Genomic DNA, 13,290 nt, shown 5'->3' on the forward strand with positions numbered 1-13,290 from the left:
ATCATCATTCCATCTCATCCCCGGCTGAGTCATTTGTACGGGTCCGCGCTTGCTCTGCCGCTGAAGCATCCACGCTGAATATGTTTTCCGGCAGACTAAAGCCGCGTAAATCCAGCAACGCCAGCGGCCCTTTGCCAAACTGCGAGCGCAGAACCCACTGAAGCGTTCTTCCGTCAGGAGCGGTAAAGCTCATCATCCACTGGCTGCGGTCAAGCTTCTGCCGCTTGCCCTGCTCCAGCCAGCGGATAAAGCCCCAGCTTCCACTGTAATCCCCGAACAGGCGCGCACCTGCGCTCGTTGACGTCCAGGTCAGCATCGTGCCCGGCCTGAAGGTATCCCCTGGCCAGCGGAAGGTCTGCCAATCAGTCATCTGGTTGAAGTAATGCAGCTTTTGCCCGTCAATGGTCAACTGCGTTTCTACCACCTGCGGTGCCGGACGTGCCTGCAGTTCGAAACTGATGCCTTGGCTGCCATTGGTAAACAAAATGTCCGACAGCAGGCTCAGTTGATTAATGGCGCGCAAGAACGCCGGGTTAAATGTCAGCCCCTGGCTGTTCACTTTATCCGGCACCCACTGGCTGCCCTCTTTGTGCAGCACCCCGTTGAGTTCGGTCGTCAGGAATCGCTCGATACGTCCGCTGTCTTTACGCACAAATTCAGCCAGCATCGGCAAAGAAGCGTCGCTTTTGCTGGTCGCAAACGGATAGCGCCCCTCAAAAGCAGTGTGCCAGTTCGCCACCACCGAGCGACGCCAGCGATCGTTCAGACTGGCCGCAGACGGCTGCAACACCGTTTCCCAGGCCTGGGTCAGCGGCTGCACAAACAGGGTGTTGCCAAAGCCGCTCCACTCCTCACCGAGGCTTGCCGCGACCAGGCTGCCATACTGCTGGGTGTCGGTCAGGTCTACACTTTTGCCCTGGAACACGGTCTGCGCCAGGGTCTGCATCATCTCCTGCGGATCGGATGCACTCGCCACCTGTTGCAGGCGCAGACGAACGCGGGTGATACGGGTCAGATAGGTCTGCAGGCTCAGCGTGTTGTCCGCTGACATCACGTTATTGCCTTTGTTTTTCCCCATCAGTGTCAGCAGCGGCCCAAAGGTTTCATCCAGTGGTCCCTGTGGGCCCGCCGCTTTTTGGTCGATAACCGGCCTATCGTTATTGCCGATAAGATCTTTTGCCGACTTGATGATGGAATCCGACAGCCCTTCGCGCAGTTCGCCGGCTTGCCCCTGCCAGGCCAACGTGTTCATTAACGCGATCATCGGTGACTGGCGCACATCACTCATCAGCGTCAGTTGGTCAGTCACGTCGGCGATGTTGCGCGCCGGGTTAAGCCGCAGACTGTTAAGGAAACTCAGCCAACTGCCGGCAAAATCAGTGAAATAACGCTGCGTCAGACGCGCTTTAAGCGCTTCCGGGGAGAGGTCGGCAGAAACGGTCTTGCGGCTGTCGCTCAGTACCCAGTCAATCTCATCCCGGCGCGAGTTGGCCGCTTTCTCGATGGCCTGCTGAATCCCCCCTTCCCAGGCCTGACGGGTGAACATCCCCAGCACTACTTCATCGGTGGTGAACAGACGGCGGGCATCGGTCCCACTGGTCATATCGTCCAGTGACACATCGGCAAAGTTACGCCGCACCGACTTGAGCATATTTTCGTAGAGAGTTCCCTCCGCATTGCGGCGGCCAATCTGCTGCAACAACACCTGACGGCTTTGGCTAACCAGTGCCACATCCGGGGTGATTTTCCATTGAGGCTGTTCCGGCAGCTCATTTATGTAGAATGCCCATAGATCCGGGGAAAGACTCTGCCACAGACCGGTGGAAATTCCCTGCCTGATTGGTTGTACATCCTTCATGGTCTGTGCGTAGAACGCACCGTCAGTTTTATCCGGGCGGGACATCATCAGCCAGGCTTTAAGCTGGTCATAGCCCGGTTTCGCCAGCGTTATGCGCAGTTCGCTGTTTGGCGCTGAATTGGCCAGGGCGCTGAGCTTTTGCGTCAGGGCGACATTCGCCGGGTCGCGTATCAGATGGTTGTTCGCCACGCCGTACCAGGGCAGCATCGCATCGAGCAGTTGCCGGCTATGGTCAAGACCAAAACGCTGGTACCACGGTGTCTCTTCCTGAACATGGTGTAGCAGGCGACCGGCATCGTTGCGCAAATCGTGCAACGCCGTCAGCTGCCGATCCGAAACGGCAGGATGTTCGACCAGGTGACGCGCTTTTGCCGCCACTGAAGAAATTTGTCCGTAGTTCAGCACAAACGAGAGCAACAGCCCCATCCCCCAGACACCGGTAATGCCCATCAGTGTCCAGGCGAGCGTCCGCTCCCACGCCATTCCCACGTGACGGCCACGCACGCGGGTGCAGTCATCGACGATGCCCTGCCAGGTTACCGGCAGGGTCAGGGCATGACACAGTGATTCCGGAACATACTGCTCAGCATAGGCTGTCCCCTCTGACGTTTCGGCAGCTTTACTTACTGGCGGGCTGAACATCAGGCCACGCAGCGGAACGCGTTGCTGAGAAACGGACAGCCATGGCACCAGCTGCTGAGCCCAGCGGATAATACCGCCGTCTTTCAGGTGCTGGCCAAGGCGCAGCAGGAAGTCGTAACTGTTGTTCTCAGCGATCTGACTCATGCCCGGCGTCCGCAGGGCCGGCAACATCCGTTCAAGCTGGCGGGTAACATCCTCTTCATTTGCGCATAGCGGGAAGTGAGCCCCTACCGCCTGCTCAGCGCGCTTAGCCTGCAACCAGCCGCTCTCGCACAGTTGCCACAGCCAGACCGGCGCGGCGTAACGCAGCAGCCTGGCGATGCTCTCCAGCCCGCGCAGATCGCTGTCACTTACCTGCGGCGTCAGGTTCAACGCCGGCGGCATGACGCGGATAATGCCGTCCAGCGGGCGGCCCCGACGCAGCTTGCGCAGCGCGGTATACTTTTCGCTGTCGGGTTCCGTTGCCAGGCTGCCGCCGTAGATCAGCACTGTGCGGTTGCCTTCCAGCCATTGTTGTTGCTTCAGGCCTGGAACCAGCTGTTCAATCGCGGCATCATCACCGGTCACCAGCAGCAAACGGACTTTACGGCGCCAGAAGAAGGTATAACGTTGGCGGAGATGACTGGCAATGTCCGCCTTGAGCGGCAACCGGGAGGGGCTTTTCTTTTTCACGGGGCTGGAAGAAGCATCTCGCGCCACGCTATCCCGAATCACTAAATGAAGCGCGATAAAACCCAGTACCAGCACACAGAGCGACGCTACCCAGACAACAAAACAGGCCGTCATGATCTGACGTAACACATTCCACTCCGTGGAGAGACCTTCCTCCCAGTACCACCACAGCAACCCACCGGCCAACACGAGCAGCGTGACAGTAGCAACAAACAGCACCGCTGTGGAAACCACAGAAAATTCAGCGGGTTTATTTTCCTTCTCCATAAGGTTTAATAATTCCAAGTGCGAGAGTGTGTAGAGGATCTTTGGCTATCCAGCCGCAGGGTTCTTGATACTGTTTGGTGTACAGGGCCGCCAGGACCAGCACGATGAGCATTTCCATCTCACCGGGGCTGCCCCAGTTGAGATCCTGGACGTGATGAGTCACATTCCAGCCACTTTGCGCCAGCGCGGGTAACGTGGGCTGTGAGAACAACATGCAGGCGTCAGGTGCCTTTTCGAGTTCACTTTGCTGCTCAGCTCGCTCGCTGACTGCGGTTAAAACCTCTTTCCCGGTGGTATCGTAGACCTCCCCTCGCGTAAGGCTGACCAGTCCCTTCTGAGCCACCAGAAACAAAGCCGCAGACTCACCGGCAGGTTGTGCTGAGTCAAACGAGGCCGTCATCGAATGACACCCGGCGACCAGAATGGCCTCGTTTTCCGGGAGCGTTTGAGCTGCCGCGGCAAGTACCGACAGCGTCTCTTCGCCTTGCCATTTCTCTGGTTTTTCGGGTAACGCAAAGTTAGCAAACGAAAGCTGCATTTGCGCGCAAAATGCGCGCCAGGCAACCAGGGAGCCCAGCCAGTAGCAGCGCCGTATGTGTGGGAGGGGGGAATTTGCGTTCTGCATCTGCCACTGCAGCACCAGCATTTTTGCTAACAGCGCCTCCCGTTCAGCCACCGGCTCGACCAACGTTCGGCCGATGCGCAGCGCTTTTCCGCTCGACTCATTTTTTATTTCCGGAGCCCGATGCTCCCGCTTTAACAGACGCAGCCAGTGTGGCGTATCGGTTCCGGCCGGGCCCAGCAGCACCATTTCACTGAGCGCGAAACGGCGTTGATGCTGCTCCCACCAGGCCTGCTGTTGCCGCTCAATCAGCTGCGCATAATACCGGGCGTTATGGACCGAAACCCGGTAATACAGCAGACGTACTAACCAGAGCGCGCCCATCAGAACCGCCGCACCCGTCATCCCTTTGACAATCAGCCCAACGCCACTCCCGGCAGAATGCAGCAGCGCACCGCCGCCTCCGCACAGCAGCACCAACAGTGCGCCCACTGACAGCCAGCGTTTAACATCAGGCGGGCGCGCGATTCGGTAGGATAGATACTCCGGTAACGGCCTCACAGCTCAATGCCGCAATCAGGGAAAGAGCTCACCAGCGTGCAACCGCAGGCGCAGCGGTGACCGTGCAGCGCCACCGGCTGCCCGTCTACCTCCGATAACGCACTGCCTTCGCTGATGGCCGTCATGCCATGTTTATTGCATTTCACCGCATCGCCCTTGCAGGCAATCCCTTTGCCGAAGCACAGATAATGCCCGCCCAGCACTTTCCCGCCGTACTCCCGCAGGGTATCGCCCTCACGTATGATCGCTTTCATCCGTCATCCCTCCCTGAATTATGCCGTCACGGTCGACTTAAGCTTTTCCGCCCAGCCGGACTCAATCAGCGATTTTGCCAGCGCCAACCGTTGTTCACCGATCGCCTGAGTTTGCTGCGCGACAACCACGCCGGGCTCCATTGTCGGCGCCTGCAGCTGTGCGGCATTGGGCAGCATAGACAACGGCTTGCCTGAAAGCAGATCGATCGCCTGAGTTTCCAGATAGATAGCCCCTACGGTACCGGCAAGGCCCGCCAGTTTGCCCTTCGCGCTTTTCTGTTTGATGATAACGGCCGCGCCTGCGGCAAGAGTCGCAACCCCCACCACCGCCCCGGCAATCATCAACGGCGTCATCGGTTTACTGCTGCGGCTGCCGAAATAGATCATCCGGTAGAGGAAATAGCTGCCCCAGGGTTCGCGGGAGTCGAAGGCATTGTGCATAAACCAGGCGCGGGAATCGTGGACCTGATCGTCAAACAGCGCCCGTACCAGCCCGGCAGGCTGCGTGGCGTTACTCGCTTCCCCGCTAATCGGGAAAAGCACTTTTACGCGATCGTCTCCGGCAGTTTTTATTCTCAACCACTCGCCGTACTCATCATCATTATTCATCAGGAAAATAGCGTTACTGAGTGAATCAGCAGCAGTAAAAAACCAGTTCCCGGTGCTGGTCCGGGAGAGGCCGTGATAGTCCTCTCTGAACTCCTCCGCCGCCTGACGCAGTTGTGTCTGCCCCAGCGCCGCGTCGAAATCCTTCGGCCCCGGCGGGAGCTTCAGGAAACCCTCCTCCGGATTATGTTGCGCCTTCATGTCCCGGCGAACATCGTCAATTTCCTTCTGTAAAGCCTTTCTGGCCGCCTCAGACTGCTTTCTGACCAGCGGATCGCTGTCTTTATCCAGCCCATTCGCCGCCGAATCGACATAAAAACGCTGGGTCTTGTAGCTTCCCCCGGCATAGCGGTTGATACGCCACGCCGTGATCCAGCCCAGCTGATTTTCAATGGCTTTCTCCAGGCTGACGGGCGCGCGCGGCGGATCGTATTTTGCTGCTTGTTCGGGGGAAAGCGGGTCAGTGGGCGAACTCAGACCGAGGGTAAGCTCGCGCCAGGCGTTGAAACGGTTTATGAGTATTGAGTCTGTGAAAAATTCATCTAAAAGATCTGGAGACATTCTTCTCCAAATATCTTTTTTTAAATCTGGAGGTAAACATTCTTCAGGGAGCTTGAATGGAGCACCACTAGAAAAGGCTGCACTGAATAGATCATTAAGAGCTATCTGAGATAATAAAAGGCCATCATCAGACCCATTTGCTTTCCCCTGATCCCCCGGCGGGTAACCTCCCCCAAGGTCCGAATGCATGCCCGGATAGACTACTTCCTCGCTGTTAGCCGGATATTTACCATCCGGGCGGCGGATAGAATCCAGCGGGAAGCACAGCCGCTGCTCGTGGGAGGAGACCAAGTGGACACATTTTTTGATTAACCCGCCGTAGGTTTTCTCTGCCGGCAGTTCCTGGGTTCCGTCAGCCCAGCCCATGTGCCCTTCCGCCACCGGGGCGATATGCGCCACCCCCACCGAGGCCACCGTATCCAGCAGGCCAAGAAACTCGACGCTGAGCGGGATTTTCAGCCCCCCCACCGCCAGGCATTGCTCGGGCTTGTCCTGCCCCTCTGCAGGCTTTGGCAGCAGCTCGCTGAGCCAGCGGACAAAAGCCCGCGCCGCCGCCGCCCCGCGCGAAAAGCCGTACACGTACAGCTTGATCCCTAACAGCTTCGGCTTTCCGGGCTCGGTGGGCATCAGCGCCTTTTGCAGCTCGGGCAACATATCTTTCAGCAGGTGCTGGAAGGTCTCAAAACGGTTGGCGCTGCCGGTCAGCCCAAACGACGCCATCGAGGTCGCCATTTTGTCCACCGCCTTCCAACTCTCGTCGTCCGACAGACTGTTCCTGGTCATCGTCCGCTTCAACGCATCAATAAGCCGCAACAGGCCCCAGTTGATGCGCTCCTCCCCGTGGGTCGCCGCCGCCAGCCCCATCATGCTGAAATCCAGATCGTTAACTTCGGGGAAAGGCGTACCGACGCCGGGGATATAATATTTGTAATATTTATCCTCGCCGCTGCCGTCCGCATCCAGCAATTCCTCTCCTTTAGATACTCCCCCGGCAGCTCCCTGCCCAATGGTAACGCGGAACAGTCGGGCAATATTCGTAGGGTGCTTCGGGTCAGCAATATATAAGTCGTGGTTGAGGTTATTGCCTGTGCCGTCGAAAAACAGACTGATATGCAGAGTTTTGCAGCAGGTGGGCTCCACGCGCCGCCCGACCGCCAGGCACAACGCCTGCCGGTAGGCCAGCTCATGGCTGTCCTGCTGGGCGCAGTTGGCCCCAACAAGCGCTGCCTGGGCGGGTAAACGTCCCTGAACCGGAAATGCCGGCGGGAACCACGCCAGATCGGTGATTATTTCGGACATACTTTCGGCTCCAGCATCTTAAGGGGTTCTTTGATCGGGTGTTCCGGATGGCCGTAGTTGGCGCAGCTGGTGGTCACTTTCACCTCATCGCAGGGCATAAAATGCACCGTGATCCCGCAGGTTTTTTGCCCCGTATAGTCCGGTACCGGCACCACCGTGCTGTGCTGCTTATTTTGGGCCTTTATTTTATCTCGCCATTCCCTATATTTTTTTGAATCCGCGAACCCTGGAAACCCTTTTGTAGATGCTTCACCACTTTCCCAATCTACCCTCACCGCCATACCCGGCCGCCATTTCGCCGGCACGCCATAGCAACAGCCGCCACCGCCGCCCTGATAGGGCCCGATGATGTCAATACCGGACTGACCGTCGACGCTGAAATGGTTGATCGCCCATTGGGTGTGGTTGATGGCTTCTATGGTTCCCGCCTTCGCCGTCTGCTGGCTACAACCCGCCAGCAGCAGAGCCCCCAGTACCACGAGGTAATGTCGTATTTTCATTTTGCATTCCTTTGATGAATTAACCGGTTACGTGCGTCTTGCTTAGCCATGACTTTTCGGGATGGGATGGCATGCCATGGCTAAGCATTGCAGAAGAGGAACCACGCCAGATCGGTGATTATTTCGGACAGTCTTTCGGCACCGGCATCTGCAGCGGTTCGTTGATTGGGTAGCCCGGCCGGCCGGGGCTTACACAGCTGGTGGTCACTTTCACCTCATCGCAGGGCATAAAATGCACCGTGATCCCGCAGGTTTTTTGCCCCGTATAGTCCGGCATCGATACCACCGCGCTGTGCTGCTTATTCTGGGCCTTCATTTTTTTTTCCCATGCTAGATACTCATCCCATCTGTCAAACCCTGGAAACCCATCCATATCCCCAACACCTGTTTCCCAATCTACCCTCACCGTCATACCCGGCCGCCATTTCGCCGGCACACCATAGCAACAGCCGCCACCTCCGCCCTGATAGGGCCCGATAATATCTATCCCCGACTGACCGTCGACGCTGAAATGGTTGATCGCCCATTTGGTGTGGTTGATGGCGACAATAATCCCACCGCCACCGCTCCGGGTTTTAGCTTTCGCTGTCTGCTGGCTACAACCCGCCAGCAGCAGAGCCCCCAGCACCACGAGGTAATGTCGTGTTTTCATTTTGCATTCCTTTGATGAATTAACCAGTTATGTGCGCCTTGCTTAGCTATCGCTAAGCATCACAAGAGAGGAGCCACGCCAGATCGGTGATTATTTCGGACAGTCTTTCGGCTCCGGCATCTGCAGCGGCTCGTTGACCGGATAGCCCGGTCGGCCGGGGCTTACACAGCTGGTGGTCACTTTCACCTCATCACAGGGCATAAAATGCACCGTGATCCCGCAGGTTTTTTGCCCCGTATAGTCCGGCACCGGCACCGGCACCACCGTGCTGTGCTGCCGGTTATTAGCACTCATTTTCTTTTCCCAAGCCAAATACTTTTCCGTATCTGCAAATCCCGGAAACCCTTTTGTAGATGCTTCACCACTTTCCCAGTCGACTTTTACCGTCATACCCGGTCGCCATTTCGACGACACACCATAGCAGCAGCCACCGCCGCCGCCCTGATAGGGCCCAATAGCATCAATGCCCGACTGACCGTCGACGCTGAAATGGTTGATCGCCCATTGGGTGTGGTTGATAGCGACAATAATCCCACCGCCACCGCTCCGGGTTTTAGCTTTCGCCGTCGGCTGGCTACAACCCGCCAGCAGCAGAACCCCCAGTACCACGAGGTAATGTCGTGTTTTCATTTTGCATTCCTTTGATGAATTAACAGGTTATGTGCGTCTTGCTTGGCCATGACTTTTCGCTAATGGCATGGCTAAGCATTACTGAGGGGGAATAAGGTCAGATCGGTGATTATTTCGGACAGTCTTTCGGCTCCGGCATCTTAAGGGGTTCTTTGATCGGGTGTTCCGGATGGCCGTAGTTGGCACAGCTGGTGGTCACTTTCACCTCGTCACAGGGCATAAAATGCACCGTGATCCCGCAGGTTTTTTGCCCCGAATAGTCCGGCACCGGCACAATTTTGCTGTGATTTCGATTACTTTCGTCAATTTTCTTTTCCCAAGCCAGATACTTAGCTCTGTCTTGGTATCCAGGGAAATCATCTGTAGACGCTTCCCCGCTTTGCCAGTCCACCCTCACCGTCATACCCGGCCGCCATTTCGCCGGCACACCATAGCAACAGCCGCCACCTCCGCCCTGATAGGGCCCGATAATGTCTATCCCCGACTGACCGTCGACGCTGAAATGGTTGATCGCCCATTGGGTGTGGTTGATGGCTTCTATGGTTCCCGCCTTCGCCGTCGGCTGGCTACAACCCGCCAGCAGCAGAGCCCCCAGCACCACGAGGTAATGTCGTGTTTTCATTTTGCATTCCTTTGATGAATTAACCGGTTATGTGCGTCTTGCTTGGCCATGGCTTTTCGCAATGGCATCATGCTGCCCCTCCAGAAGATGAGCAGCATCATAAACCTGCGTTCAGGCCCGTTCAGCAGGCCGCCCGGTCAGGGTATTTATCACCCAATCTTGGCGTTCTTTATCCCATAACATTCCTTTGGCAGTGGCTGAAAGCATGCCGTTGAAACAGGCAGTAAACCGTTCATCCTGAGAGGTAAATCCAGTATCGGGAACGTCTCGATGGCGAAGCATCAACTTTACGTCGCAGATGCACATCAGGGCTTCAAACTGGCTATCGCTTAAAGCGATGTTCTGGCACTTCTCATTGATTGCGGGTTGATCCCCCTGCCCCATCAATAATGCCGGTTTCTCGTCAAGATCCAGCCAACTCCAGAACAGTGCAGGACGCTGCAACTGAGCCTGCTGCCCGGGTGCCAAAATATGAGAAAACAGGTAAGGGAAAATACGGGCATCAAAGTACCTGAACAGCCCTGCACGCCCCTCATGCGTCGCGTCGGCACAGGTCGTTAACCATTCAGCCAGCGTAGTAAAAGGCCAATGAGAACAGATCACCAATAGCGGGGCTGTCTTTTGCACTTTCTGAGCCAGCTCAATAACCCACTGTTTCTGCTGAGGATCGTTCAGCGAGATCCTGATCAACAGCGGCGATTCTTCGGGTAAAGCATCTTCCGGCAGCCCCTGGTAGAGAGACTGCCATGCCAAAGGCGGTGAAAAACCCCGAAGTACGGGAATGACGGAAAAATCGATACCGCACTGGTCGATAATAAAATCAAGGTGGGTCATTTCAATATCCGCGCAGGTTTGCTCAAGCAGACTCACCCAGTCAGCGATGCGTGTCATGTTCACTTATGCCTCCCTTGGCACAAAGCCTTGTGCGAGTTGCTGCGCCTTTTTCAGGCACTCTTTGCACACTGACGAAGGCAATTCAGGCAGCGGATAATTCTCGCTCGCCGGGCCCTGTAATTTGTGCTGCCCTTTGAGGCTTAGCAGACCAGGGCCATGCACATTGATTTCTCCCTGCGGCGTCAGTTGGATGTAAGCACCGCCACAGGCAAGCGTGATCCCATTCTTTGCCGTCAGTTGCAGGTGCCCCTGAGTGGACTGCACCGTGACATCTTTAAGGGACGTCAGCGACAGCGTATCAGCATGGGATTCCACCGCCAGAGGGCCTTTGGCGGATACCAGACGCATGCCCTCCTGGTGAGCCAGTATGGAGATGGCCTGGCTGGCATTGACTGAATAACGCTGCGCTGCGCTGATATTCACCTCACCCAGGCTTTGCAGGTACAACCCTTTCCCGCTGTGTAGCAGCGTGGTTTCTGGTGTCACTGCGGCGATGCCTTGCGGTGCCGACATGAGCAAAGCCGGCCCTTTAAGCTCGCCGGCTTCTGAAACAAACTTTCTCAACGGCTCAGCGTCTGGAGCAACGTTGTGGTGAGTCTGCGTAATGGTTCCCCATCCCGTAACCTGATTCACGGCCCCTTTCAGCAGACTGATAGCCTGCTCCATCGCCAGTACCTGCCCCTGCGCCTTCGCCTGGCCGTCCGCACTGATGAATATTCCCTTCTGCGCCCGAATCGCCCCCCAGCTGTCGGTTCTGAGCTCAAAACCCTCACCGCGCTTCTGCTTTTCACTGTCGACAAGGTGACCAAGATTCAGCTGGCTTTTGCCGCCATACTCGGTGGACACTTTGATATGTTCTTTGCCGCGCTCATCATCGAGGCGAATTTTGTTGTTGCTCGGGGTGCGCAGGACGTTACGTTTGTAGTTGCGGATGGTGACGTGGTCGCCGTGGGCCGAATCGTGCAGCACGCCGGAGATGTACGGCCGGTCCGGGTTACCGTCCTCAAAACCAATCGCCACCTCAGTGCCCGCCAGCAGCGGCAGGTGCAGACCGTAGGTATCCCCGGCATAGGGGCGTGACTGACGGACCCACAGGCTCTCGAAACCGGTCTCCCAGTTATCTCGGTCAAAAAGCATGTTGACGCGATAACGGCCGTCTTTATCGATATGCCCGTAGGTGTCATTTTCGGTGGTACTGGTCACACGCGCCGGTAATGTGCCGGTCATCACCGGGCGTGGGCCAGGTTCTGGGCGGAAACAAAAGTCCGTGCTGTCCGGGATACTGTGGAAGCTGACACCAAAACCTTCATCCCGCCGCGCATGACTACGCATCGCCGTGATGAGCACACCCTGGCTGAACGCCTCCGCCACTTCATAGCCGCCGGTGACGTTCAGTACCTGTCCGGGCGCCAGTGTCGGGCAACTGGTGTTGGCGCGAGTCTGCGTCTGGCTGTTCAGGTAGCGTTCGTGACGCACGCGGGCATAAAACGCGCCGGACTCCGGAGCCGGGTTACGGTCATAAGTGCTGCCCTGCGTCAGGTAGTTGTCGGCATAGTGGTAAGCCTCGCCGTAGGTGGTGCTGTCACCGCGGGTCGCATCCACCTGGATGTTCATATCGTCGGTGGCCTGCCGGTAGTTGTAATCGCGGGTGCTGACCTGCTTTTGCACCACGTTGTGATGGCTCTCCATCCCCCATACCGAATCCATGCCTTGCGAGTGCTGGCCCGAGGGCGGTACTGACGGCAGAGTCAGGCCTTGCTCGTAACCCTGCTGGCTGTCGTAAAACTCCACGACGTCGATGTTCAGGCGCGTGTCGGTGGTAAAACGGAACCAGATACCGACTTCGCCCAGCAGGCGGGTGATAAAGTGCAGGTCGTCCTCACCATACTGCATCACCTGCTCACGGCGCGGGTACTCTTTTGAAAGCGAGAACAGAAAATCCTGGCCGCGCATGTTGTGACGCTCGCGCAGGATTTTTTCCACGATTTGCGGGACCGACATGTCCTGATAAATGGCGCTCTGGTGCGAACGGTCAAGCAGTGCCAGACGTGGCTGTAGCGTCAGGGCGTAATGGGTTTCATCCTTCGAGGTACTGAGGCGTTCAAAGCCACTCACCACCCCCTGGAGAACCCGTACCGGTTGCTGAATTTTAATGCCGTAGCCCTGGTCTACCGGTGCCTGTAACGTCAGGGAACCGGCTTTCATCAGCATCATCTCTTTGCTGATGGCATGATCGCTACTGGTGAACTCAATGCGGTAGCTGAACGGACGGCTCAGGGCCTCGTTGCCTTCAAATGCCAGCACGTCAAGTTCTGACTCACCTCCTCTTATCGCCAGCAGGTGGTGGTTGTGGTTGAAAAAAGAAATCGGGTTTGCGCTCATGATGATGTCCTTATTATTCTGCAGCCGGTACACCGGCGTTTCCACTCCCTGCGGCTGAGTCGGGGCCCATCAGACCGTAGGCTGTTCCTGTAACGCGTCCAATACCTCAGCGTTGTTCAGCATCATTTGTGGTGCACCGTTGCTTCCCTGCTACGCCCGAAAGGGAGTCACTATTGAGGCAGGCGCTTAACGATCTCTGTCTCTGCTGGCATAAAGATCCCAAGGAAGCAGAACCGTATCAACGACGAGATCAACGGGCATGGACACAATGTAAAAAATAGGCATAACCCCCAACGTGGACATCCATAAGAAAGCATGGCTTCCCACC

Annotated in this window: 10 protein-coding genes; all 10 read right to left on the minus strand. The window is 56.8% G+C overall.

Going from position 1 to position 13,290, the window contains the following annotated elements:
* Nucleotides 1-4 precede the first annotated feature (4 nt).
* The gene (locus tag ACI2J2_RS09060) at nucleotides 5-3,439 is read right to left on the minus strand and encodes an ImcF-related family protein (protein ID WP_404759912.1); all 3,435 of its coding nucleotides are present in this window, start codon (nucleotides 3,437-3,439) and stop codon (nucleotides 5-7) included.
* Nucleotides 3,423-4,562 (minus strand): hypothetical protein, encoded by a 1,140-nt coding sequence (locus ACI2J2_RS09065; protein WP_404759913.1) that lies wholly within the window; start codon nucleotides 4,560-4,562, stop codon nucleotides 3,423-3,425. The genes ACI2J2_RS09060 and ACI2J2_RS09065 overlap by 17 nt, the downstream gene beginning before the upstream one ends.
* A complete protein-coding gene (locus tag ACI2J2_RS09070) occupies nucleotides 4,559-4,816 on the minus strand; it encodes a PAAR domain-containing protein (RefSeq protein WP_212559276.1) in 258 nt (85 codons plus the stop codon). Before ACI2J2_RS09070 ends, ACI2J2_RS09065 begins: the two co-directional genes overlap by 4 nt.
* An 18-nt stretch (nucleotides 4,817-4,834) precedes the next feature.
* The gene (locus ACI2J2_RS09075) at nucleotides 4,835-7,282 is read right to left on the minus strand and encodes a T6SS phospholipase effector Tle1-like catalytic domain-containing protein (protein WP_404759914.1); all 2,448 of its coding nucleotides are present in this window, start codon (nucleotides 7,280-7,282) and stop codon (nucleotides 4,835-4,837) included.
* Entirely contained in the window at nucleotides 7,270-7,782 is a 513-nt protein-coding gene (locus ACI2J2_RS09080; RefSeq protein ID WP_404759915.1) for a DUF3304 domain-containing protein, read from the minus strand. Before ACI2J2_RS09080 ends, ACI2J2_RS09075 begins: the two co-directional genes overlap by 13 nt.
* Nucleotides 7,783-7,900: 118 nt before the next feature.
* Nucleotides 7,901-8,434, minus strand: coding sequence for a DUF3304 domain-containing protein (locus ACI2J2_RS09085; protein ID WP_404759916.1), 534 nt, complete (start codon nucleotides 8,432-8,434; stop codon nucleotides 7,901-7,903).
* 90 nt (nucleotides 8,435-8,524) lie between these two features.
* The gene (locus ACI2J2_RS09090; protein ID WP_404759917.1) at nucleotides 8,525-9,064 is read right to left on the minus strand and encodes a DUF3304 domain-containing protein; all 540 of its coding nucleotides are present in this window, start codon (nucleotides 9,062-9,064) and stop codon (nucleotides 8,525-8,527) included.
* A 109-nt stretch (nucleotides 9,065-9,173) separates the two neighbouring features.
* Nucleotides 9,174-9,686 (minus strand): DUF3304 domain-containing protein, encoded by a 513-nt coding sequence (locus ACI2J2_RS09095; protein ID WP_404759918.1) that lies wholly within the window; start codon nucleotides 9,684-9,686, stop codon nucleotides 9,174-9,176.
* Nucleotides 9,687-9,797: 111 nt separating this feature from the next.
* The gene (locus tag ACI2J2_RS09100; protein ID WP_404760284.1) at nucleotides 9,798-10,577 is read right to left on the minus strand and encodes a DUF4123 domain-containing protein; all 780 of its coding nucleotides are present in this window, start codon (nucleotides 10,575-10,577) and stop codon (nucleotides 9,798-9,800) included.
* Nucleotides 10,578-10,583: 6 nt separating this feature from the next.
* Nucleotides 10,584-12,962 (minus strand): type VI secretion system Vgr family protein, encoded by a 2,379-nt coding sequence (locus ACI2J2_RS09105; RefSeq protein WP_404759919.1) that lies wholly within the window; start codon nucleotides 12,960-12,962, stop codon nucleotides 10,584-10,586.
* Between the last annotated feature and the right edge of the window lie 328 nt (nucleotides 12,963-13,290).

The sequence above is a fragment of the Serratia sp. NPDC087055 genome (assembly GCF_044900985.1).
Lineage (GTDB): Bacteria > Pseudomonadota > Gammaproteobacteria > Enterobacterales > Enterobacteriaceae > Serratia.

What these genes read in the sequence shown, in the direction of transcription:
- ACI2J2_RS09060 (WP_404759912.1), bottom strand. Translation starts at nt 3,439, where the DNA reads ATGGAGAAGGAAAATAAACCCGCTGAATTTTCTGTGGTTTCCACAGCG.
- ACI2J2_RS09070 (WP_212559276.1), bottom strand. Translation starts at nt 4,816, where the DNA reads ATGAAAGCGATCATACGTGAGGGCGATACCCTGCGGGAGTACGGCGGG.
- ACI2J2_RS09075 (WP_404759914.1), bottom strand. Translation starts at nt 7,282, where the DNA reads ATGTCCGAAATAATCACCGATCTGGCGTGGTTCCCGCCGGCATTTCCG.
- ACI2J2_RS09080 (WP_404759915.1), bottom strand. Translation starts at nt 7,782, where the DNA reads ATGAAAATACGACATTACCTCGTGGTACTGGGGGCTCTGCTGCTGGCG.
- ACI2J2_RS09085 (WP_404759916.1), bottom strand. Translation starts at nt 8,434, where the DNA reads ATGAAAACACGACATTACCTCGTGGTGCTGGGGGCTCTGCTGCTGGCG.
- ACI2J2_RS09090 (WP_404759917.1), bottom strand. Translation starts at nt 9,064, where the DNA reads ATGAAAACACGACATTACCTCGTGGTACTGGGGGTTCTGCTGCTGGCG.
- ACI2J2_RS09095 (WP_404759918.1), bottom strand. Translation starts at nt 9,686, where the DNA reads ATGAAAACACGACATTACCTCGTGGTGCTGGGGGCTCTGCTGCTGGCG.
- ACI2J2_RS09100 (WP_404760284.1), bottom strand. Translation starts at nt 10,577, where the DNA reads ATGACACGCATCGCTGACTGGGTGAGTCTGCTTGAGCAAACCTGCGCG.
- ACI2J2_RS09105 (WP_404759919.1), bottom strand. Translation starts at nt 12,962, where the DNA reads ATGAGCGCAAACCCGATTTCTTTTTTCAACCACAACCACCACCTGCTG.